Consider the following 22860-nt stretch of genomic DNA (forward strand, 5'->3'; position numbering starts at 1 on the left):
ACGGCGAACTGATGGCTCGCCTCTCACTTCAGCGTCAGTCGGACAGCCTCCACAAACCTCCCCATAGTGCCATCAGACAGGGCGAAACGCTCAGTTAGAACCCATCCTTAAACCTGCATGTCGCGAGTAAACCTCTGGCATGAGCACGTGCTCGCCGTTAGCGTCGCTCGCATGCAGTGCTTCGCTTCCTGGCGTACTCGCCGCTGAGGGGTGGCCCGCCGCCACGACATGCCGCGAGCGGGCCACAGGTGTCCCGTCCCCCTCCCTCAGTTCTGAGAGGCGTTCTACGAAGGGTCGTTCCGCCCGTTGGCAGGCGACGCCGTCTTCGACATCTTGCCGCGTCGTGGCTGGCGGAAAGGTCGATTGCCTGGCTTCACGCGCGCGCCGGAATGTGCGCGACTACGAAACCCTCCCGAGCACTCCGAAGCGGTGCTCACGCTCGCCGCGATCACGCTCATGACCCGTCGGATCACCCGGCCTCCCGACCGTCCCAACGCGGCTCTGCCGCGGCCGGCGGGCATCGTCCGAGCGGCATGACGTGTCACAAAGACGGCGGGGCAATGACGACGGAAGCATTCAGGCGGCCTATCGAATTCCCCGGTAGCTAGATCGCGGAGCCTCAGAACGCATTGATGTCAGAGGCTCCGATGCACCTCGACTCCTGCGGGATCCACTTCACGGCAGAGTTCAGTGAGGCGACTACGCCCGCTGCCTCCTCGCGTGCCCCGCGGTAGGTCACTTCCACGGCGGGGGATCGACCGTAAGTTGTCAGGACTGCGACGCCTTCTTTGGCGAGTCTCTTTTCGTCCAGCACCCAGTCGACACCGTTGGCAGAAATGCACAGATTGGTATTAGGCGTCAGCTCTGTGACGCCACACCTGAGGATTACCTCATGGTCTCCCCACGCCTCGACGCCTTCTCCGGTGAACCAGTCTCTGTCATGCCCGTGCACGTTCCCCGGAGTCTTGGCGGTCACGTCGTCACACTTCGCGTCGGCGGCATGCGGGGCTGAGGGAATGGAACGCACCTGGAACCATACGGCGACCCCGGCGATCACGGCGAGCAGCAATAGGGCTGCGGCCGCCTTCTTCTTCACCGTGCCCGCACCTCGAAGTGTCACACGCGCCATGCCGACCTTGCCCCGCAGTTCAGATAGTGATTCACAGCGTTAACTTGGACGCGGCTCACCCTGCGGATAGCTTCGCCGGGGAGCGTGCACGTACATCATCCCTCACGACGCTATTGCTCGATTCGGCGCCCCAGCACACCGTTCGGGTCCGCACGTGCCACGCACGGGGCACCAAAACGCCTCATCAGCCTCGTTGATGCACATTGCCGTGCAAGTAGTAAGTAAGTGATCTTTCGTCAACTTAGCCGAGTTACGGACTTCACTCTAATTTACGCCATGGCTAATTATTGACCTTGCCCGCCATGTGGGGTTCATGTGAAAGTCATTCCATGATGCGCAAGGTTCCTGCAAAGTTTGTTGGCATAGCGGCAGCGGCCGCTTCCGTTTCCCTCATCGCTGCAGCTCCGGCGCAGCTCCAAGGCCCTGGTGAATGGGATTACCTGGGCTCCTCAGATATCACCCTCCAGGGTTCTTACTACTTCTCAAAGCAATTCAAGTCCAGTGGCGGAAACGTGAAGGTCTGCGTCTCCACTGGGGAGCAGGGCGCCAAGCTTTACGGCCTCTTCGAGTACGACCCCGGCAGCTCCGCCAACGACCAGCAGATCGGCACCAACCGCAGGCAGGTCGCTGGCGGATGCGAGACCTGGGATGTTTCCGGCTACGTCGACGGCAGCAACAAGAAGGCCGAGGTGTACCTCTCGACCGACGACTCGAAGGCGCACACGGCGAAGTTCTGGGACTGACCCACACACTTCCGGAGTTCCTGCCTCGCACGTCGAGGCGGGGGCTCCGTGCCGTGCTGCCCTCCGGCGACTCCTGCGCGTCATTGGCGTTGCCTATCGCGATCTTGGGCCGGAGTGACCATCTGATTCAGGTCACCGGGCGCGACCCCCCGCCGTGAGTGCGACGCGAGGAGATTCTTGGAGTACCGGTAGTGCTTGCGCGAGGCGGCAACGCTCCGGCTCCGAGTGGGAACCAACGTGCCGTCGACGATGTACACGCCGCCGTCAGTGCCTGTGTCACAACCCTTTATCGGTGAAGTGCTGTGATGGCTGGGCAGATTCGTTGAGGATGCGGTCTTTCCGCAAGCCGCGCAGCAGGTCCGCGGCTCGTTCGGCCACGGCATACACCGTGGCGACCGTGTTGGCCGACGGAATGGACGGGAACACCGAGGCGTCGGCGACTCTCAGCCCTTCGATGCCATGGACCCGCAGATCGGGCCCGGTGACCGAGAGGGGATCGGCCCCCATCCGGCAGGTGCCTACCGGGTGGCAGTACGAGGCGAGGGTCTGGCGCACAAACTGGCGCAGGGCATCGTCGTCGTCGGCGTCCGGCCCGGGAACCATTTCGCGGCCACGCCACGGTGCGAGCGCCGGGGCGTGGCCGATCTCCCGGACGAGCCGCACACCGGCGACGACCGCCGCCAGGTCACGCTCGTCGGTGCAGAAACCCGGATCGAGCACTGGTGCCGCACCGGGATCGCCGCTTGCCAGGCGGAGCGTGCCGCGGCTGTACGGGCGGATCGCGGAGACAGCGATGGTGTAGCCGTCCTCAGGGTCCTTGGCCGCGGTCTGATGGGAGGGGACGTCGACGAAGACGACCTGGAGGTCCGGCTCTTCGACGGCGGGGCTGCTGCGTAGGAGACCGATGGCTTCGCCGTGGTTGTTGCGCCGTGGTGGCAGCGGGCGGGCCGCGCTCGACATGATGCTGACGATTGGATGGTCGTGGAGCCGGGCGCCGACGCCCGGCAGGTCGAGGACGGTGGGGACGTCCACGTCGGCCAGGTGGGCGGGCGGGCCGATCCCCGACAGGAGCAGCAGCTGCGCGGAGCCGATGGCACCGGCAGTCAGGACGACTTCACCCGCGCAGGCGAGGGTCACTTCGTCGGTGCCGATGCGGTACTCCACGCCGACACAGCGCCCGCCGCTGATGCGCAGCCGCCGCACCGAAGCGTTGGTCACGACGGTCAGGTTGGGCCGCTCCAGGGCCGGCACGAGATAGGCGTCGGCGGCGCTCTGCCTCCTGCCGTCGACGATGTTGAGGTCCGCCAGTCCGAAGCCCTCCTCCAGGCCACCGCTGATGTCGGCGGCCCTGGCATACCCCGTCTCGGCAGCCGCTTCCAGGCACGCTTCGATGACCGGATGCGGCGGGTCGGCGGGACTCACAGTGAGCGGGCCGTCGATCCCGCGCAGTGCCGGATCGCGACCCACCGCGTTCTCGCTGCGCCGGAAGTACGGCAGCAGATCGTCAAAGCCCCAGCCCTCGGCGCCCCGGCCGGGCCACTGGTCGTAGCCGGAGTGATGGCCTCGGGCGAAGACCATGCCGTTGATCGCCGAGGATCCGCCGAGCCCACGCCCTCGCGGCAGTCGTACGCACGTGCCGGTGGCCGACTGCTCGACAGTGACGTCTCCCCAGTTCGCGGGGGTCTGGAACAGGGTCGGCCATGCGGGAGGCGAGATCTGCGCGGGCAGCACCTTCGAGCCACCCGCCTCGATCAGCAGGACATGAATGTTCGCGTCCTGCGACAGCCTCGCCGCCAGCACACAGCCGGCCGTTCCCGCGCCCACGATGACGAAGTCGAATTCCGGCACGCGGTCCTCCTTCGGAGCCTCGTCACCCCTGCACGGTTTCGCATGGCCGTCATCAGGTATCGAAGCATCGGGGTCGTACGGCGGGGAGACGTTTACGCGCTTTTTGCTTCCGCCACAGTGATGGTCCGAACACCGCCGACCGGGCGGGGCACTTGGGGCTGGCGCGCTACGAAACGGGTGACCAAGGCCGCTTCTGGGCTGAGGCGGCCGCCGGCGCGTTGAAGAGGCTGGCGCCCACCGTGACGCCACCCGGCTGCATAACGAACGGTGATCCGTGGTCTGACTCAATGTCGACCTGATGCAACGGCTCGGTGTCACCAGCCGCTTCGCTGCAGGCGCCCGCGCCCTCTAGCACGGCCTGCTCGCCCCCGCCCGTCCCCAACAGCATCCCTCGCACCCTGCCAGGGATTCTCATGCCCTGAACATATGACAAATCGCGCTTGCCCCCACCCTGTGCCACGCTGAATGAGGCACCAGCAGACGGGCTGTTCCGGGCAGTTGCCCCACCCCCTCCCGTGCCGTTTCAGCATGGTCGGCTCTCGGCCTCGTCAACCGCCCGCTGAGGTTCAGCGGTACGACGGACATCACCTGCGCCGCTGTCGGCACCAGGCGAAAGGACGTCCATGAACGGGACCGATGGGCCCATCGCCCACGAGGCCGACGTACTCATCATCGGCAGCGGGCCGGTCGGGTGCACCTTCGCACGCAAGCTGGTGGAGGCCGGCCGGAGCGTCCTGATGATCGACGCCGGAGCCCAGCTATCCCGCCGCTACGGCGAACACCTCAAGAACAGCTACCTGTTCCAGAAGAACATCGACCTGTTCGTGTCCGTCATCAAGGGCAACCTGCTTCCCCTGTCGACGGCCACCAACAGGGAGCCGGTGCTCACGCTCGATCCGTCGGCGTTCTCGTACGACCCGGACAAGTACGCCGGTTTCTCACTGCGCAACCAGAACCCCGAGCAGCGCAAGCACCTCAACCTGCCCGCGGCGGCGGCGACGTACGCGGTGGGCGGCATGGCCACCCACTGGACCTGCGCGGTACCCCGCTTCCACCCCGAGGTGGAACGGCGGTACGGCGGCCAGGACTATCCCATCGACGAGAAGGAGATGGACAAGCTCTACGACGAGGCGGAGGCCCTGCTGGCCAGGAACACCTCCGTCTTCGCCTCCTCCGCCCGGCACCTGCTGGTCAAGCGCGTGCTGCAGCGGGCCGGTGAGGGGCTCGACGACGTGACCGAGCTGCCGCTCGCGGTCAGCGACCGCGCCGACTCCGCGCAGACATCGGCGGTGACCTGGTCGGCCGCCGACACCGTCCTCGGTGAGCTGGCCGACCCCGCCCACACCCCGTCGCAGGGATCGTTCACGCTGCTGCCCGAACATCAGTGCGTACGCCTGGAGATCTCCGGTTCGGGCAAGCACCAGAAGGTCCGGCACGCCGTGGTGCGCAACCTGCGCGACGTACGCGAAGAGGTGCGGTTGCGGGCCGATACGTACGTGGTGGCGTGCGGCGTCATCCCGACGCCACAGCTCCTGTTCAACTCCGGCGTCACGCTGCCCGCGCTCGGCCGCTATCTGACCGAACAGCCCATGTCCTTCTGCCAGGTGGTGCTGCAGCAGGAGCACATGGACCACATCGAGGAGATCCTGCGCGCCGAATCCGGTGCCCCTCCCGGCACCACAGCCGGCGTTGCATCCGGCGGCGGAGATGATCCGGCCCGGACTGCCGCCGACCGCGTCGCCCGTTACCGCGCCGCCCAGTTGAAGCGCCTGCAGTCCGGCGACAAGTGCGCCGACCCGGTGCCCTTCCCGCCCGACGAGCGCGACCCGAACCTGGCCCTGCTGGTGACCGAGCAGCGCCCCTGGCACTGCCAGATCCACCGGGACGCCTTCACCTACGGCGCCGTACCGCCGAACGTCGACCCCCGGCTGATCGTCGATCTGCGCTGGTTCGGCATCTCCAGGCCTCGGCCGGAGAACAAGGTCACCTTCTCCCGCTGCCTGCGCGACACCTTCGACATGCCGCAGCCCACCTTCCACTTCTGCCTCGACGAAGCCGAACGGAAGGAGACGGACCGGATGAACGAGCACATGCTGCGCACCGCTTCCGCGCTGGGCGGCTTCATGCCCGGCTCCGAGCCCGTCTTCCTCACCCCGGGCCTGCCGCTGCACATCGCGGGCGCCACCCGCATGGGCACGAATCCGCTGAACAGCGTCGTCGACGAGTACTCCAAGGTGTGGAACATCGACAACCTCTATCTCGGCGGCAACGGCCTGCACCCCTTCGGCAACGCCTCCAACCCCACGCTCACCAGCGTCGCCACGGCCCTGCACGCGGCCGACACCATCGTCAAGGGCCACCCCGGGCACTGACCCCGGACACCGGTCCCCGAAACACCCCTGGACCCCACCATGCCGGCACACTTCCCCCCGCCCCCGGACGGCATCCACCTGGGCATCACCCCCACCTGCTGGACCAACGACGACTTCCCGCTCATCGGCAACGACATCCCGATGGAGCAGTGCCTCAGCGAGATCGCGCTCGCCGGGTTCGAGGGGTGCAGCATCGGCCACACCTTCACCACCGACGTCCACGCGCTGACCGCCGCGATGCACCTGCGCGGCCTGAGCGTGAGCGAACCCTGGGTGAGCACGTACTTCACCGTGCCCGACGGCGCCGAGCGCAGCGCCCGCGAGCTGCTGAAGGTCCTGGAGTTCCTGAAGCGGTTCAACGCGGGTGACCCGCCGGTGCGGACCCGCACCATCGGCGTCGCCGAGTTCGGCAGGTCCGTACATCTGCAGGCGCTCAGCCTGCGCAGCAACAAGCCGGAGCTCACCGACGAGCAGTGGGCCGACCTGTGCGACGGACTGAACAAGCTCGGCGAGATCACCGCGAGCCAGGGCTTCATGCTGGCGTACCACCCCCACATGGGCACCGCGGTGCAGACCGAGCAGGACGTCGACCGGCTCATGCGGCACACCGACCCGCACCACGTCGGCCTCCTCCTGGACACCGGCCACCTCACCTGGGCGGGCGCCGATCCGACGGAGATCATCGAACGGCACCGCGACCGCGTCGCCCACATCCACCTGAAGAACGTCCGCGGCGCCGTCCACGCGGACCGCACCCTGGCCGACGGCAGTTTCCGCGAGTACGTGGAGGCGGGCATCTTCACGGTGCCCGGTGACAGCGACGGCGACGTCGACTTCGACGCCGTCCTCAAGGTGCTTCGCCCCGGTGACTCCTACCGCGGCTGGCTGGTGGTGGAGGCCGAGCAGGACCCGCAGGGGGGACACCCGCCGCTCCACTACGCCCAGACCGCCCGCGCCTACCTGGCCGAGGCCCTGGGCTGACGTATCCGACCATCCCCCTCTCCGGAAGGCACCCTCATGGGCGTCGCAAGCTCTTCCCTGAACATCCGCGTCCCCCGGTTCACCCGGGAGGTCCTCCAGGACAACCTCATCGAGGGCTACTGGCTGGAGGCCCCCGACATCGACGGCGACACCCGCCCCGACCTGGTCGGCCACGGCCTCTACCTCGGTGAGATCTACTGGTACAGAAACCCCGGCTGGCAACGGCAACTGGTCGCCGACGGCTTCCACATGCCGATCGGCGCCCACTTCGGGGACATCACCGGCAACGGCTACCCGGACCTCGTGGTCTGTTACGAGCTGTACGGCGAGCGTGGGCGCATCGACGACCCCGACCCCGACGGCGGGAAGATCGACTGGATCGAGAACACCGGGAAGTTCGACTCCGAGACACGCTGGAAGCGGCATTACATCGGCCGGGAGACAGCCATGCACCGGCTGCGCCTCGGCCACTTCACCCAGACCCGCAAGCCCGAGCTGATGGCCCTGCCGACCGTGGGGGGCCGGCACGTCCACGCCCTCGTCCCCGTCGTGCTGTTCAGCCCCAACAACGACGTACGCCAGCCCTGGGACAAGCGCGTCATCGACGACAGCCACTTCCGCATGATCCACGGAGTGGAGATCCAGCGGAATCCGCTGCCCGGCAGCGAGCACCTCGACTCGATCCTGCTCGCCTCCGAGGAAGGCGTGACCTGGCTCCACTACGACGTACGAGAGCACCGGTTCACCACCACACACATCGGCACCGGCGAACACGAACGGTTCGAGCAGACCGGGTTCAAGGGCAGCGGTGACGTGGGCGCCGGACGGATCGGCGACGACCCGCACGCCTACGTCGTGGCCACGGAACCCTTCCACGGCAACACCGTGGCGGCGTACATCAAGGAACGCCCGGGCACCCCCGTGGCCGAGGCGACCTGGCGCCGGATCGTGCTCGACGTCTTCGGCGACCCCAACGAACTCGGCGAGGGGCCGAGCCACCAGATCATCTGCGCGGACTTCGACAACGACGGCGACGACGAGTTCCTGGTGGCCCTGCGCGGGCCGCACCCCTGGCAGGGCGTCTTCTACTACAAGGCGCTGGACATCGCCGCCGGCGTGTTCACCAAGTGGCGGGTGTCCTCGGACAGCGCCGCGCGGATCGCCATCGGCGACTTCAACGGAGACGGCCGGCTCGACTTCGCCACCATCGCGTACAAGGTCGACAAGTACTTCCTCGCCGAGGACGCCAAACTCTGCCTGTTCCACAACGACACGTGAATGCTCTCCATCATGAGAAATGACAGACGTGATGAGAAATGACCGGTCGTGGTGGCCCTGGCTGATCGGAGCGGTCGGCTTCGCGGCGCTCGCCACCGTGGTCGCGCTCGTGGTCGGCTCGGGCGCGCAGGCGGCCGCGACCTCGCTGAGCGTCCTGATCTCGGCCACCGCCGGCCTGCTCAGTTGGTCATGGCACCGGACGCGCCCTGCCACGCCCGCCACCAAGGCGGAGCTGGAACAGGCCGCCGAGGCGCTCGCCGCCATGGTGCGCCGCCAGTGCACGGAGGAGGCCGCCGCACAGGGCCTGCTGGACCCCCACCCGCTGGCCGTGCGCTGGCACAGCGGCCAGACGGAAGCCGGCGACCACGCGCGGATGGTCGGCCGCACCCTCTCCGGCCGCACCGACAACATCCACGCCTTCGCCGAGGCCTTCCGTGCCCTGCCGCGCCGACGCCTCGTCATCCTCGGAGACCCAGGCGCAGGCAAGACGGCCCTCGCGATCCTGCTCGTACGAGAACTCCTGCGCGCCCCCGAACCCGGCGAGCCCGTCCCCGTCCTGCTGGACCTGGCCCCGTGGAACCCCCGCAAGGAGCCGCTCCTCGACTGGATGGCGCGCCGCATCCACGAGGACTACCCGGCGCTGCGCAACCACGAGACGTACGGGCGCGACGCGGCACGCAAACTGGTCGCCGAGCGGCGTGTCCTGCCCGTCCTGGACGGCCTCGACGAACTGCCCGCCCAGTCTCACCCCCAGGCGCTGGCCGCCCTCAACCACGCCATCGCCGTGCACGGCCCACTGATCCTCACCTCCCGCCAAGCCGAATACCACCAGGTGGTGGCGGACAGCGATGTGATCACCGCCGCCGCCGTCGTCATCGCGAAGCCGGTGGAGGCGGGGGACGTGGCCGACTACCTGCGCTGCGCCGTTCCGCCCCGGCGCAGCGCCGCCTGGCAACCGCTGATCGACGAACTCACCCGCCACCCCGAAGGCGCCGTCGCCCAGGCACTGTCGGTGCCGCTGAACATTTGGCTCGCCCGCACCGTCTACGCCTCACCGGCCAGTGACCCCGCCGAACTGACCCGCTGCACCGACGCGAAGAGCCTCCAGCACCATCTGCTCGACGCGCTGGTCCCCGCGGTCTTCTCCGCGGAGCCGACCGCCGCGGACCCGTCGGTCCCCGACGTACGCCGTACCGCCGCCGCCCGCTGGCGGCCCGACGACGCCCGCACGGCACTCGCCTTCCTCGCCGCACACATCAAACGGCAGGGCACGGACGACATCGCCTGGTGGGAACTGCACCGCACGCTGAGACCGGATCCGGCGGGTCCGCTGTCCGGCCCGGTGGCCGGTGCGGTCCTGGGGCTCGGGGCGGGATGCATGGCGGGCGAGTACTTCCACTGGGCGCTCTCGCCGTTCGCGCGCCTCGTCTGTTTCCTGACCATCACGCTCACCACCGGCGTCGCGGCGGCGGTGGTCATCCGGCTCACCCGGGCGCCCGGCGCGGGGACTGATGCCCGCGCCGTCGTGCGCCGTCTGGGTATCGGATGCGCGGTCGTCCTTCCACTCTCCGTAGGGGTGGGAGCGGTGATCGAGCACTGGGCAGGCGCGGTCGCCCGCATGGGCGCGGACATCGAGGTGGGTGTGGCGCCGTACACGGGGCTCAGGGCTGGTGTCGCCTGGGTCCTCTTCATGGCGCTGCTGGCCATCGGCGCGCTGTGTCTGTCACTGCTCTGCCGACGGGTCAGGTGGCGGCCGGGCGCCGCGGGGCACCGCGCCGAACGGGTGCGGAGAATCCTGGGGTTCGTCCTGCTCTTCTGGCTGGGTGCCGAACTCGCCGGTTTCCTCTCGTACCTGTCGGTGCGTCAGGTGACCGGGCGGCCGCTCACGGACGTCTCGTTCATCGACCCGTCCGAGGCGGTGACCTTCGTCAGTCAGCGTGCGGCCTTCCGTGCCTGCGTCTTCCTGCTGATCGTCGTCATCATGGCCGGCCTCCAGCTGGCCGACAGCTCGTCCCGCCCCACTCGGCTCGACTTCCGTGCCCCGAAGCGCCTGTTGTGGGCCATGCTGCCCGCATGTCTGGGCCAAGGGGTGCTGCTGGGCATCAGCCTGGGGATCGCGCTCGCCTTTGTGGCGCCCTGGACGACCGATCTGCCCTGGTGGGTGCGGTGCACCGCGACAGGCGTCCTCGGCGTGTTCTTCGGCGTCCTCTTCGGGGCGGGCCTGGCGGTTCTGCGCTGGGCCCGGGTCCCTGCCGACCTCGAACAGGAGACCCCGCAGTCCACCGTGCGCGGCGACCGCACGGTGGCCGTCGCGCTCATGGTGTTCGCGGTGGTACCGCCGCTGGTCAAGTGGGTCATCACGGTCTGGTGGGACCTGGAGAACAGTGACATCCCCGGCGTGGAGGTCGTCGGCGAGTGGCTGCTGACCCTGGAGGCGAATCTGGCGCTCGGGCTGGCCGCCGGACTCGTGGCCGTTTCGAGCACCGCCTACTTCGCCTACCGGGAGGCCGGCCTACGCCTCGCAGCGGCCCGACGGCTGCCGCGCCACCTGTTGTCCTTCATGGAGGACGCCCGGGTGCTCAGCGTCCTCAGACGCGTCGGTCCCGTATACCAGTTCTGTCATGCGGAGTTCAGGGACCGGATCGTCACCGGTGCCACAGCGGCGGGGGATACGACCGGGGCGGACGCCGCCCGCGCATGATGTTTTACGCCCCGCTCTTCCTCACGTCCCGCACTGCGCTCACGTCCCGCTCTCGGCCCACATGCGGCCCTCCGCGATCCGCCGTGCGACCTCCGCCGGAGCGACCAGCGTGACCTGCATGGCGTCCCCTTTGGGAACCTCGACCAGTGTTCCCTCGGGCACGATCAGACAGCTGCCCCCACAGCTGCTGAGGCACTTCTTCCTCGTGTGCCACGCGGAGTGCTCGGGGGCCCAGGCGAGTATGTCCCGCAAGGTCCATTCGCCGTCGTCCCTGTGCGGCAGGTCCACCTGGACGTCACACACGCTGATCGTGAAACGGTTGTCGGCGGCATCGTCCGTCATGCGTCTGCCTTTCTCACGGCTTTATTACGGCTTCATCCGGGCTTCACACCGGTGGATCTGTCGTCCCGGGCGGATCTTTGGCCAACGCTAAGGCCGCCTTCAACACCCCGCCACCAGAGGAAAACAGACCGTCACCGGAACGGCTGACGCCCCCCGGCCTCCATGTAGCGCTCGGCGCAGAGGACGTCGACGACGGCCGCGGCCGTGTGCGCCCGCTGGACCTCACCGCCGAACGCACCACTGCGGAGCATGGGCCAGGAATCAGAGAAACGGGCCTGCACCCGCGCCCCGGCCCGGAGCCGCCCCTCGCCGTCCCAACGGTCCGGAAGAGTGAATTCCCCCAGCGTCACGGGGATTTCCGACAGGTCGCCCTGAAGGAGCGCGGAGAGGTACTCGTAACGGTCGAAGGCGTCAGAGATCGTACGGTCGCTGTCGGCGCCAGGTTCGGTGAGCACGTCCCGCAGCCGTTCGCGCAGCCACGTGCTGTGCGACGCCTGGACGAGTGACGGCGGATGCGGCACGGCAACCAGGGCGTTGAGGAGCTCGGCGGAGCCGAGGATGTCCGCCGCGCGCAGGGCAAGTACGGCGGGCTCGGGCTCGGTGACGGCCCGCCCGGAGCCCGGGCGGGGCGCGGAGGGGTGTGGTCCGGAGGCGTACAGACCGGAGGGATATGGACTGGCGGGATACGGATTGGCGGGGCGCGCCAAGACCGGTTCGAGCAGCAGCCGGCCGAGCAGCTCGTCGCGGTCGGCCAATACGGCGGCGCTACCGGCGGCGGACAGGGCGAGCAGAGCCGGATAGAGATGCAGCAGTCCGGACCCCGCCGCCCCCGCCCCCTCCTCCTCACCGCCCTCCCCAGGTACGTTCAACAGCCGCTGCAACACACGCACCCACACCCGCGCGTGCGCCCCGGCCTCGTCGTGGAAGACGCCCACGGCCAGCAGGTGCAGCAGCGTCTCGCAGTCGCTCCGGTACCGCTCGAGCCGCTCCCGGTACGCCGCCGGGTCCGCGGCGCTTTCGCCGGGCGGGTACCTGCCGCCGTCCGAGAGGCGTTCCACGACCCGCGTCACCTCGGCGTCCACCAGCTCGTGCAGATCGATACGGCGTACGGGGTCGGGCAGCGCGCGCTTGAGACGGGCCACGGACAGTTCGCGGGTCGGCGCGGGTTCCGTCAGATGTTCCAGGGCCTCGACGCGGGCCAGCAGGCCGGGAAAGAGCTCCTCAGCCGTGACGCCCTGGACCACCACGGCTCCGTGCCGGGCGACGAGTTCGGCGGCCTTGCCCTGCGGGCTGTGCGGGGCGGCCCAGAACACGGGGTACCGGCGGGTGGCACGGCGGTCGAAGCAGGCGGCCAGCGCGTGGTCCCACTGGGCGGACCAGCCGCAGACGATCAGCCCGTACTCGTCGAGGACCTGGTCCACGAGACCGGCCCAGGCCGCCGGGTACTCGCCCAGTTCCCGCTCGGTGTTCCGGGCCTCCAGGTCGGTCACGTCGCCGTGCAGTTTGACGACCGTGGCCCGGGCGTGCGCCAGCGGCGTCATCCCGCGGAGGCTGTCGGGACTGTGGATGACCTGCGGCTGCACGCCCGCGGCTGCCAGCGCCTGCTCGGTGAGACGGTCGAAGTTGGTGGTCAGGACCACGCGCACCGAGCCGCGCGCCACCAGCCGGGCCGCAGCGTGATGCGCCACCCCGGGCCGCTTGAGCCCGTCCGCCCACTCGCCGCCCGCCCGCTCCCCGTTCTCCCGCCCTTCGTTCTCCCGCCCCTCGGCGTCCGGTTCGAAGTAGCCGCGCAGCAGTTTGTGCCGGGCGGCTGGGGTGTCGCCGAGCGCCTCCAGCAGGGCGGAGTAGCCGAGTGGACCCCCGTCCCCATGGCGGGCCCACCAGGCCTCCGGATCGGCGACGGCGAGTTCCTCGTCCGCGCCCCGCGCGACGGCGGCCCGGTGCACCAGGTCCGTGACGATCTCCCACCCCGTTGGCACACCGGCGGCGCGCGACATGCCCGCACCCAGCAACAGCGCGTACACACCGGGCCCGGCGTGCACGCACATGGCGAGCGAGACCATCGGATCCAGACCACGTACCGCCGCTGCCACGGTCGGCCTGCCGTCCTCCTGCATGCCCTCCACTGTGCGCCGCGGTCCACCGGAACGCCTCTTGGATACGGCGCTCGCGACCGCGGGTATGAGTGAGCCCATGACCACAGAAAAGCTGCAAACAACGCAAAATGCCATCAACTGGCCCGAGAGATATCTGCCCGGCACCGGCGACAACTTCGTCTCGAACGAGGTGATCGTCCAAGGCCTCACCGCCGCCCACATCTGGCGGTATCTGACCGATACCTCCACGTGGGAGTCGTACTACGACAACATCACCGCCATCTCCTTTCCGGCAGGCGGCGGCCCCGTGCTTAAGGACGACGTCACCTTCACCTTCGACCCCGTCGGCTTCGACACTGTGCGCACCCAGAACGCCCGCGTCGTCGAGTACCAGGCCCCGGCGGAAGGCGTCCCCGGCCGCCTGTCCTGGACCGCCGACCAGGACGGAACGCCCGAGGAACGACTCGACGTACTGCACGCCTGGCTGGTCGAGGACCTGCCCGGCGGCCGGGTACGGATCCTCACCCAGGAGACACAGCTCGGCCGGCCCGCCGCCGAACTCGCCCGGCAGCTCCCCAACCCGATGCTCAACGGCCACCAGGCCTGGCTGACCGGCCTGGTCAAGGCGGCCTCCGACAGCGGGGACGCCTGACGGGCCCCCTGCGCTGCCCCCGGCCCGCGCGCTCCACCGTGCTGCCCACGGACGGCGGCGCCAGGCCGCGAGTGACGCGGGGCGGGGCTACCGTCGGCGGTATGGACGGTGATCTTCGAGGCTGGCGCCGGTGCCTGCTCGGCGGGGCGGTCTTCGCCGTATGCATGGCCGGCACGACCCTCCCGACCCCCCTCTACGGCCTCTACCAGCAGAAGTTCGACTTCTCCGAGCTCACGGTCACCGTCGTGTACGCCGTCTACGCGGTCGGCGTCATCGGAGTGCTGCTGCTCGCCGGCAACGCCTCGGACGCCGTGGGCAGACGGCCGGTGCTGCTGTGGGGCCTGGGGGCCGCGACGGCGAGTGCCGTCTGCTTCCTGTGCGCGACCACGCTCGGCTGGCTGTACGTGGGGCGACTGCTGTCGGGGCTGTCCGCCGGCCTGTTCACCGGAGCCGCCACGGCGTACGTGCTGGAGCTGGCACCGCGCGGCGGCACCTCGCGGGCCACGTTCCTCGCGACCGCCGCCAACATGGGCGGGCTCGGCTGCGGCCCACTGCTCGCCGGAGTCCTGTCGCAGTACGCCGACTGGCCCCTCTACCTGCCATTCGCCGTCCATCTCGCCCTGGTGGCCTGCTCGGCCGTCATCCTGCTGCGGCTTCCGGAGACCGTGCGGGAGCGGCGCCCGCTGAGAACCGTCCGGCCGCAGCGGCCCGGTCTGCCCCCACGAGTGCGGGCGGTCTTCGGCCCCGCGGCGACCGCCACCTTCGTAGGCTTCGCACTGTTCGGCGTATTCACATCGGTCAGCCCATCCTTCCTCGCCGAGTCCTTGAACGTGCACAACCACGCGGTGAGCGGCTCGGTCGTCGCACTGGCCTTCTTCGCCTCGACCGCGGGCCAACTGGCCGTCGGCCGAATCGGCCTGCGCCGATCACTCCCACTGGGCTGCGCCGCACTCCTCGCCGGCCTCGCATTGCTGGCAGGCGCGCTGTGGTGGGAACTGCTGCCACTGGTGGTGCTGAGCGCGATCGTCGGCGGAATCGGCCACGGTCTGGCGTTCCGCGGTTCACTGAGCGCGGTGGCCGAGGCCTCCGACCCGAACGAGCGGGCAGCGGTGATCTCGTCCCTGTTCGTGGTGGCCTACACGGGCATCTCGGTCCCGGTCATCGGCGTAGGCCTCCTGGCAAGCCCCATCGGCCTGGAGGGCGCAGGGCTGGTGTTCATCGCCTGCATGACTCTGTTGGTGTCGGCTGCGGGGGTCTATCTGCTGCGACGCCCGGTACGCGCGACAGAGAAGACTGTCTGACCTGAACGCTTTACCGCAGTTCGGTGGGTCTTCTTCAGGTGAAGCCCAGGGGAGTCGAACCTGAAGTCGTCACCTTCGAAGCCGCTCGGGACGATGAACTGCTTGCCCTCATCGAAGCGCCAACGCCCGTACGTGGGGATGCGGCGGCCGGGCTGGGGGTGATCGCCACGTACGAGGACAGGTTCAGACAATCAGCGGCTACTCCCGGATGCCGTCGGGCGCGGCGCCGTGTCGTCCCTGAGCGCTGCTATCGGCGCCGCCAGTCCGCCACCGCCCAGCGGCGGCCGCCAGTCGCTGCCCGGGCTATCAGGGGAGGCAAAGAGGCCACCCGATGGTCGCGACGGCCCCAACTGTCGCGAACGCAGTGTTCGATACTGATGCGCAGTCACGAGGTCATGCCGATGTCCTGCCGATTGCCTTCCCCGACCCCCAGCCTGCCCCATAATGGGTGAAGCAGATTGCAGGTGTTCGCGTCCAAGGGACTGGCGCCAATGGCAGAGTGGACCTTTGTTACCCACCACACCCGGGTGCTGCTGATCATCGCCCGCGACCCCGCCGCGCGCATACAGGACATCGCCACGGCCTGCCAGGTCAGCGAACGCACCGCCCAGACGCTCGTCAGCGACCTCGAAACCGCCGGTTATCTCAGCCGCGAGCGGGAGGGGCGACGCACCCGCTACACCCTCCACCTGGACGGCCCGTTCCGGCACCCGCTCCTGGCCGGCCACTCTCTCCGAGCACTGCTCGACCTGCTGACCAGCCATCCGGCAGACGAAGGCCCCGCAGGGGACTCCTCGAAGGACGGCACGCCACCGTCTGCCCCTTCCGCCGGCACCGGCTACGCGGAGACCCACGAAAAAGGGACCCGCTCATGGGACAGCTGGCCATCCACCGAACCACACCCGACGCCCACCACTCCGTCACACTGACACTCGTCGGCGAACTGGATGTGGCCAGCATCAGCGAGCTCTGCGACATCGTCGTCCGCACTCTGCTGAGCGACGGTCGGCACCTGATGGTCGACCTCGATGGCATCACTTACTGCGACAACGGCAGCCTGTACACGATCCTCGGCATCCAGCACGCCACCGACCACGTCGGCGGCAGCCTCGCCATCACCACGGCCAGCACCCCGGTCCGCAACGCCCTCCACCACAACGGGCTGAACGAGATCCTGACGATCACACCGAGGTGACCTCACCCACCCCCAATACGGTCGTGATTTGTTCCACTCGCCTCGCCGAGCGTCGCAGAGGCAGAGCAGGGGATTGGGGGCAGATGTCGCGGCCGCACAGTGAACTCCGCCGTGTGGCGGGCGCTCGAGTAGCTCGGCCCGGCAGGGCCGCCGCACCCCCGTGGCGGCGGCCCGGTTCCGGTTCAGGGCAGCCGAGTTGCGGCGTACGCCTCGATGGCGGCCCGCTGGTACGCGGCCAGGCCCGGTGCGATCGACTCGTACACCGTGTGCCAGTGCTCGTTCTCCACGCAGGCCTGCCCGATCGCACGGTACTCCTCACCAGTGACGGCCCGAATCCGGGCCAGCGTCCGGTACTGGGTGTCGATCTCGGCCTGCACCGCGTCGGCGTCAGCGGGCAGGCCGGCGGCCAGCAGCTCGGCCAGCCGGATCATCAGCGCCGTGCGCTCGCGCTCGTCTGCCTCGATCTCGGCCTCGCTCAACGCCGAGGTGTGCCGTTCGATGGCCCCGACCAGCTCCGGGAAACCGTGCAGGGCCTTCATGCACTCGGCGGACCGGATGCCTTCGAACAGGTTCTCCGGTCGACTGATGCTGATCATGTCTGTGCCGTCCTTCCTGGACTGCTCCAGTTCGGTGATCGTGCGGGCGACGGTGTCAGCCAGGACATTCAGCCGGTCGCGCTCGGCGAGCAGCCGACGGTGATGGCCCCGCAGGGCCTCCAGTTCGTCGACCTGCGCGGCCAGGACCCGGCCGATTTCAGGCAGCCCCAGGTCCAGCGCTCGCATCACAAGGATCTGCTGCAGCCGCAGCAGTTGGCGCTCCTCGTAGTAGCGGTGGCCGTTGGCCCTGATCCCGGCCGGCGGCAGCAGGCCGATCTCGTCGTAGTGCCGAAGTGTCCGGGCCGTCACGCCCGACATCCGGGCGACCTCCGCGATCGGCCAAGCCACCGCCGCCTCCCTCACAATGCTTCACCGTGCCGGAATCTCCGGCTCTCCTCAGGACGGTAGAGGCTTCCGCTGCGGCAGCTTCAAGCCCAGCTGCCAGAGGGAGTTGAGGAGGTGGTGTTCTTTCGGATTGCGATCGCTGAGCGCACTTCAACAGGAAGCGGTCGCAACGGAGTTGTCGGGACTGCCTCTGCCGCCGCCTCGACCAACACCCGGTGGGCCCCCTGATCGGCTCGGCGAACTCCTCCGCCAGGCATCGGCATCGGCATCGGCATCGCATAGGGCTTCTCTCACATGGGGTGATTGAGGGAGATGCGAGTCTGTTTTGAGGCGGAGGGCTGACGGTGGGGGGACTCGGGGGGAGGTGGGGTCGTGGACGCTGCGATGGGTGGGGTTGCCCTGCTGAAGGTGGTGCGGGGACAGGCCAGTGAGGAGGAGCTGGCCGTGCTGACGGTGGCGTTGTGGTCGCTGGCGGCCGGCCGGGATCCGGAGCAGACGGCGGGGCGGGGTGCGCTGAGTGGGGACCGTCGCGTGGTGTGGCGGCCGCCTGAGCACGCGAAGGTGTATCGGGCGCCGCACAGCTGGCGATGACCGTCCGGTCCGCAGCGCCATGAGGAGAGGCGGCGCAAGGCGCCGCCGGCAGCAGGGGGAGCCACCAGCCGCCCCGTATGAAACCGTCGTAACGGTTTGTATGGCGTGTCAGCTGTGAGGCTCTGAGGCTTTGAGGGCCCTGTGGGCCTGGTTGCCATCGTCCGGGTTGGGTGCGTTGTTCGGCCAGGTTGGTCTGTTGGCGCAGTCGGTCTAGTGGGATCAGTTGGTTGGTCTGGTGTTCGCAGGGAGGGGCTGTGATGGCGTCGGAGTCTGGGTCGGGTTCGGGTGCTGGTGGGGGGCGCGTGGCGGAGCTGCGCGAGATCCGGGCGGTGGCGTTGCGCGGGCCGGGTGAGAAGGCAACCGAGGCACAGCACTCCAAGGGTAAGTTGACGGTGCGTGAACGAATCGAGCTGCTCCTCGACCCGGATTCGTTCAACGAGGTCGAGCAGTTGCGCAGGCACCGGGCCACGGGCTTCGGCCTGGAGGCGAAGCGGCCGTACACGGACGGTGTGGTCACCGGCTGGGGGACGGTGGAGGGCCGGACGGTTTTCGTTTACGCGCACGACTTCCGTATCTTCGGCGGGGCGCTGGGGGAGGCGCACGCTGCGAAGATCCACAAGATCATGGACATGGCCATCGCGGCGGGCGCGCCGCTCATCTCGCTGAACGACGGAGCAGGTGCGCGTATCCAGGAGGGTGTCTCTGCCCTTGCCGGTTACGGCGGCATCTTCCAGCGCAACACCAAGGCGTCTGGTGTGATCCCGCAGATCAGCGTGATGCTCGGCCCGTGCGCCGGCGGTGCGGCGTACTCGCCCGCTCTCACCGACTTCGTGTTCATGGTGCGCGAAACTTCGCAGATGTTCATCACCGGGCCGGATGTGGTGCGGGCGGTGACGGGCGAGGAGATCAGCCAGAACGGTTTGGGTGGCGCGGACGTGCACGCGGAGACGTCAGGGGTGTGCCACTTCGCGTACGACGATGAAGAGACCTGTCTGGCCGAGGTCCGTTATCTGATCTCGATGCTGCCTTCCAACAACCGGCAGGCGCCGCCGACGGTCGTCTCGGGTGATCCGGCGGGGCGGACCACCGAGAGTCTGGGGGAGGTGGTGCCGGCCGATGGCAGCCGTCCCTATGACATACACCGGGTGATCGAGGAGCTCGTCGATGACGGGGAGATCCTGGAGGTTCACGAGCGGTGGGCGCGCAACATCGTGTGTGTGCTGGCCCGCCTGGACGGCCAGGTGGTGGGGATCGTCGCCAATCAGCCGCAGGTGCTGGCCGGGGTGCTGGACATCGAGGCTTCGGAGAAGGCCGCGCGCTTCGTGCAGATGTGCGACGCCTTCAACATCCCGATCCTGACCCTGTTGGACGTGCCGGGCTTCCTGCCCGGCGTCGACCAGGAGCACGGCGGCATCATTCGGCATGGGGCGAAGCTGCTCTACGCGTACTGCAACGCGACCGTGCCGCGGATCTCGCTGATCCTGCGCAAGGCGTACGGCGGCGCATACATCGTGATGGACAGTCAGTCCATCGGCGCGGATCTGACCTATGCCTGGCCGACCAACGAGATCGCGGTCATGGGCGCCGAGGGTGCCGCGAATGTGATCTTCCGGCGTCAGATCGCGGCCGCCGAGGACCCGGAGGCGATGCGGGCGCGGATGGTCAAGGAGTACAAGGCCGAGTTGATGCACCCCTACTACGCCGCCGAGCGTGGTCTGGTCGACGATGTGATCGACCCGGCTGAGACCCGCGAGGTCCTTATCAAGTCGCTGGCCATGTTGCGTACGAAGCATGCGGACTTGCCTTCGCGTAAGCACGGTAATCCTCCGCAGTAGCCGCCGCCCGCCGCCCGTCACCTGCCACTCTGCGCAGCGACGCACCGGGCCTCCCGTCACGCGGCGTTGGGGGGTGCCTCTATCTGTTTGGTCAGGCCGGGCAAGGACGGTCGGTATGACGGATCGGGATCGGTTGGGGCGGGCGGCGGTGCACTATGCGGCTGCCGACGGGGACGCGGATGGGCTGCGGGTGCTCTTGGCCGGGGGCGCCGCCGTGGAGGCAGTCGACGATGCGGGCTGGACCGCGTTGCATTTCGCGGCTCAGGCCCAGGCTCCGTCGGCTGTTGAGGTTCTCTTGGCCGCGGGTGCGGCGGTTGATGTCGCGGACCGTCATGGCAATACGCCGCTGTGGAGGGCGGTCTTCTGTTCGCAGGGCGAGGGCGCGACGATCCGGCTGCTGGTGGAAGCCGGTGCCGACCCTGACCGGGGCAACGGCCATGGCGTGAGCCCGCGGAAGCTGGCGGGACGGATCTCCAACTACGACGTGGCTGCCCATTTTCCGGCCGGGGATGGGACTGTGTTCTAGGCTCCGCTGCCTGTGGCGGTCGGTCTTGGTCTCGCCCGGGCAGAGGTCAGCGATTCGCTGCATCGTTATGATCGTTGTCGCCTTCCGGGTCCATCAGTACCGGTTTGCCCAACCGGCACCCGATTTCCCTGAGGAAGTCACAGAACGCGTTGAGTCGTTCCTGGCCCTGCAACTCCCGTAGGTCGACGTCGAAGTCGACTTCATCGGCGGTACGGAAACGGAAGATCGCCAGCATGTCGTCGGCGGGCCAGACCCGCAGGTTCGGGCACTCGGCATCGGCCGGGCGGCACAGCACGGCATCTGCCCCGGGTACCGGAAGCGTCGCCTCTCCCTCCGTGTACTGGTACTTCCAGCCCTTCTCCGTCACAAGATCGAGGACCGCTTGCCAGTCGTTCACCGAGGCGTTCAGGACACGCACGTCCGGCAACGTACCCATCACGTCCGGGTCGAAGAAGGGCCGCACGTGCTCCCACAGCAGATCAGTCACCCCCGCATGCTGCCCGGCTCACCGATCTGACGCACCCTCGTTTCCTTGCCGGAGGCATAGAGGCCCCTCCGTGTATGTGGCGTGCGTGGTGTCGGTTTTGGGGTGTTTGTGGGTGGGGGTTGGGTTGAGGGTGGGGTGGGTGGTGGTGGGGTGGTGGTGGGGTTGGGGTAGAAACCAGCTGCGCGGTTTTGTATTGACAGGGGTGGGGGTTTGGATTTGAATCGGGGTGCCGGTGGGGTGGTGCTGGTGGCGTCTTCTGGGGGGAGAGGGTGTGGGTATCGGGGGGTTGGTGGTGCCGTGGGCTCCCGGGCCACGGCTGGGGCCGGGGTCGTGTGCCGGCTCGTTGGTGCCGGTGTCGTCGGGTTTGAAGCCGCAGCGGGTGTTGGGGTTGTGCGGCGGTCGGTTGGTGTGGGTGTTGCGGGAGGGGTTTCCTAGGGTCCGCAGGGCCCGTGCTGCCCAGGTCCGTCGCGCCGTTCAGGTTTCTCGCGCCGTTCAGGTCAGCCGTACCGTTCAGGCCTGTCGCGTCGCTCAGGATTTTCGCACCGTTCAGGTCGGGCGTGCTGCTCAGGCCTCCCGGGTCACTCGCGTCGCTCGGGCTTCTCGTACCGTTCAGGTCGGGCATGCCGTGCAGGCCTCTCGCGTCGTACAGGTTTCTCGCAGTGTTGGGATGTCCGAGGAATATCAGGCCTCCTCCACCGTCCAGGTCCGCTGCGCTGCTCAGATCTTCCACGCCGTTCCGGCTTCTCGTGCCGTTCAGGGCTCCCAGGTGTCCAAGGCCGTTGAGGCCTGCCGGAACGTTCAGGCTTCTCGTACTGTTCAGGTTCGCCAAGTCCTACGGGCTGTTCGGGTTTCTCACGCTGTTCGGGTTTTCCGAGGTTCCCAGACTGTCCAGGCTCCTCAGGCCGTTCAGGTCTCCCGTCGCGTTCAGGTTTCCTGGGTCCCTCGAGCTTCGCCAGCCCGTGCCGTTGAGGCTTCTCACGCCGTCTGGGTTTTCCGGGTCGTTCAAGTCCCGTCAGGCCTAGGTGCTGTTGAGGGTTCTCGCGTTGTCCAGGCCTCTCGGTCTCGCGCCCTTGAGGTTTTTCCTTCTCATACACCCGGTGTCGTGCCGGTGGCTTCCGGTGCTCCCCGCGTTCTTCAGTCTGGCCGGGCCCTTGGTGGTTTCCCCGCTGTTCGGGCTGTCCGGGATTCCTGTAGCGGCAAGGCCGTTCATGCCCCCGGGATTTGCAGGGTCCCTGCAGGGGCCAGGTTCTTCATGCGGCCTGGGCTTCGCGCGCTGATGGGGTTTCCCGTGGTCCTCGTGTTGCTGCCTGGTTGTCGGGTTTTTCCGGGTGGTGGCTGGTTGTTGGCGGGTGGGGGTGGGGTGGGGTGGTGGAGTGTTTTCCGGTTGGTGGTGTGGGTTTCATTCGGGTGGGTGTGTTGGTGGTGTGGGGTGGTGTGGGAGCGGGTCGTGTGGGTCGTGTGGCCAACCTGATGGCAAGTCATGTTCCGTGAGAGGGACGGGGTTTGGGGGTGGTAGTGGGGGTGTGTTGTGGTGACGGTTTGCGGTGAGTGCGGCCGGTGCAGCCAATGAAGCCGGTACTGCCGGTGTGGTTGGTGCGGTTTGGTGTAGGAACTCGACGATGTACGGAGGAGTCCCGTGAAGATTCAGGTTCTGGGTCCGTTGAGCGCCGAGGTCAACGGGGGATCGATTGTTCCGTCGGCGAGTAAGCCGCGGCAGATTCTGTCTCTTTTTGCCCTCTATCCCGGTCAGGTGTTGCCTGTCCCGACGCTGATGGAGGAGTTGTGGGGGACGGCGCCGCCGCAGAGTGCGTTGACGACGTTGCAGACTTATATTCTGCAGTT

The 22860-nt window shown here is 68.2% G+C and carries 19 protein-coding genes and 1 pseudogene; 13 read left to right on the top strand and 7 right to left on the bottom strand.

Annotated elements, in window-relative coordinates; genetic code table 11:
• Nucleotides 1–619 precede the first annotated feature (619 nt).
• Complete coding sequence (locus ACZ56E_RS40430) at nt 620–1096, bottom strand: DUF3515 family protein (RefSeq protein ID WP_471221966.1); 477 nt, start codon at nt 1094–1096, stop codon at nt 620–622.
• Nucleotides 1097–1458: 362 nt separating this feature from the next.
• Between ACZ56E_RS40430 and ACZ56E_RS40435 the strand changes: the two genes are divergently transcribed.
• On the top strand, nt 1459–1872 hold the full coding sequence (locus tag ACZ56E_RS40435; protein ID WP_471221967.1) for a hypothetical protein: 414 nt from the start codon (nt 1459–1461) through the stop codon (nt 1870–1872).
• Between the two features lie 134 nt (nt 1873–2006).
• Here ACZ56E_RS40435 and ACZ56E_RS40440 read toward each other — a convergent pair.
• Together ACZ56E_RS40440 and ACZ56E_RS40445 are read right to left on the bottom strand one after the other, a co-directional pair.
• Nucleotides 2007–2129 (bottom strand): annotated as a pseudogene (locus tag ACZ56E_RS40440) (IS5/IS1182 family transposase); the annotation flags it as partial.
• Nucleotides 2130–2148: 19 nt separating this feature from the next.
• Complete coding sequence (locus ACZ56E_RS40445; RefSeq protein WP_471221968.1) at nt 2149–3720, bottom strand: GMC family oxidoreductase; 1572 nt, start codon at nt 3718–3720, stop codon at nt 2149–2151.
• 623 nt (nt 3721–4343) lie between these two features.
• Here ACZ56E_RS40445 and ACZ56E_RS40450 point away from each other — a divergent pair.
• The 4 genes from ACZ56E_RS40450 to ACZ56E_RS40465 are packed head-to-tail and all read left to right on the top strand — an operon-like array spanning nt 4344 to nt 11052.
• Complete coding sequence (locus ACZ56E_RS40450; protein ID WP_471221969.1) at nt 4344–6092, top strand: pyranose oxidase; 1749 nt, start codon at nt 4344–4346, stop codon at nt 6090–6092.
• A gap of 39 nt (nt 6093–6131) precedes the next feature.
• On the top strand, nt 6132–7073 hold the full coding sequence (iolE, locus tag ACZ56E_RS40455; RefSeq protein WP_471221970.1) for a myo-inosose-2 dehydratase: 942 nt from the start codon (nt 6132–6134) through the stop codon (nt 7071–7073).
• 36 nt (nt 7074–7109) lie between these two features.
• Nucleotides 7110–8351, top strand: coding sequence for an FG-GAP repeat domain-containing protein (locus ACZ56E_RS40460; protein ID WP_471221971.1), 1242 nt, complete (start codon nt 7110–7112; stop codon nt 8349–8351).
• A 31-nt stretch (nt 8352–8382) separates the two neighbouring features.
• Nucleotides 8383–11052: an NACHT domain-containing protein gene (locus ACZ56E_RS40465; RefSeq protein WP_471221972.1), complete on the top strand. Its 2670-nt coding sequence runs from the start codon at nt 8383–8385 to the stop codon at nt 11050–11052.
• A gap of 39 nt (nt 11053–11091) precedes the next feature.
• Here the strand turns inward: ACZ56E_RS40465 and ACZ56E_RS40470 are convergent, their stop codons facing one another.
• Nucleotides 11092–11394 (bottom strand): hypothetical protein, encoded by a 303-nt coding sequence (locus ACZ56E_RS40470; RefSeq protein ID WP_471221973.1) that lies wholly within the window; start codon nt 11392–11394, stop codon nt 11092–11094.
• A 131-nt stretch (nt 11395–11525) separates the two neighbouring features.
• Nucleotides 11526–13511 (bottom strand): SIR2 family protein, encoded by a 1986-nt coding sequence (locus ACZ56E_RS40475; protein WP_471221974.1) that lies wholly within the window; start codon nt 13509–13511, stop codon nt 11526–11528.
• A 76-nt stretch (nt 13512–13587) separates the two neighbouring features.
• On the opposite strand from ACZ56E_RS40475, the gene ACZ56E_RS40480 reads away from it, so the two are divergent.
• The 4 genes from ACZ56E_RS40480 to ACZ56E_RS40495 all read left to right on the top strand — a co-directional run bounded on the left by ACZ56E_RS40480 (nt 13588) and on the right by ACZ56E_RS40495 (nt 16638).
• Complete coding sequence (locus tag ACZ56E_RS40480) at nt 13588–14142, top strand: SRPBCC family protein (RefSeq protein WP_471221975.1); 555 nt, start codon at nt 13588–13590, stop codon at nt 14140–14142.
• A gap of 101 nt (nt 14143–14243) precedes the next feature.
• The gene (locus ACZ56E_RS40485; protein WP_471221976.1) at nt 14244–15443 is read left to right on the top strand and encodes an MFS transporter; all 1200 of its coding nucleotides are present in this window, start codon (nt 14244–14246) and stop codon (nt 15441–15443) included.
• A gap of 491 nt (nt 15444–15934) precedes the next feature.
• Nucleotides 15935–16372 carry a helix-turn-helix transcriptional regulator gene (locus ACZ56E_RS40490; RefSeq protein ID WP_471221977.1) on the top strand — a complete coding sequence of 146 codons (438 nt, stop codon included), beginning with the start codon at nt 15935–15937 and terminating at the stop codon, nt 16370–16372.
• Nucleotides 16315–16638, top strand: a complete 324-nt coding sequence (locus tag ACZ56E_RS40495) for an STAS domain-containing protein (protein ID WP_468612017.1) — start codon at nt 16315–16317, stop codon at nt 16636–16638. Before ACZ56E_RS40490 ends, ACZ56E_RS40495 begins: the two co-directional genes overlap by 58 nt.
• Before the next feature lie 182 nt (nt 16639–16820).
• Here ACZ56E_RS40495 and ACZ56E_RS40500 read toward each other — a convergent pair whose 3' ends face one another.
• Nucleotides 16821–17582 (bottom strand): MerR family transcriptional regulator, encoded by a 762-nt coding sequence (locus tag ACZ56E_RS40500; protein ID WP_471221978.1) that lies wholly within the window; start codon nt 17580–17582, stop codon nt 16821–16823.
• A 369-nt stretch (nt 17583–17951) separates the two neighbouring features.
• Between ACZ56E_RS40500 and ACZ56E_RS40505 the strand changes: the two genes are divergently transcribed.
• From ACZ56E_RS40505 to ACZ56E_RS40515, 3 genes are all read left to right on the top strand, one after another.
• Nucleotides 17952–18170: an acyl-CoA carboxylase subunit epsilon gene (locus ACZ56E_RS40505; protein WP_471221979.1), complete on the top strand. Its 219-nt coding sequence runs from the start codon at nt 17952–17954 to the stop codon at nt 18168–18170.
• 257 nt (nt 18171–18427) lie between these two features.
• Nucleotides 18428–20005 carry an acyl-CoA carboxylase subunit beta gene (locus ACZ56E_RS40510; protein WP_471221980.1) on the top strand — a complete coding sequence of 526 codons (1578 nt, stop codon included), beginning with the start codon at nt 18428–18430 and terminating at the stop codon, nt 20003–20005.
• Between the two features lie 115 nt (nt 20006–20120).
• Nucleotides 20121–20531 carry an ankyrin repeat domain-containing protein gene (locus ACZ56E_RS40515; RefSeq protein ID WP_471221981.1) on the top strand — a complete coding sequence of 137 codons (411 nt, stop codon included), beginning with the start codon at nt 20121–20123 and terminating at the stop codon, nt 20529–20531.
• A gap of 46 nt (nt 20532–20577) precedes the next feature.
• On the opposite strand, the gene ACZ56E_RS40520 is transcribed toward ACZ56E_RS40515, so the two are convergent.
• On the bottom strand, nt 20578–21018 hold the full coding sequence (locus ACZ56E_RS40520) for a hypothetical protein (protein ID WP_471221982.1): 441 nt from the start codon (nt 21016–21018) through the stop codon (nt 20578–20580).
• A 1636-nt stretch (nt 21019–22654) separates the two neighbouring features.
• Between ACZ56E_RS40520 and ACZ56E_RS40525 the strand changes: the two genes are divergently transcribed.
• Nucleotides 22655–22860: AfsR/SARP family transcriptional regulator (locus ACZ56E_RS40525; RefSeq protein WP_471221983.1), on the top strand; the 206-nt coding region annotated here is incomplete at its 3' end.

Source organism: Streptomyces sp. NPDC039480 (assembly GCF_055597165.1).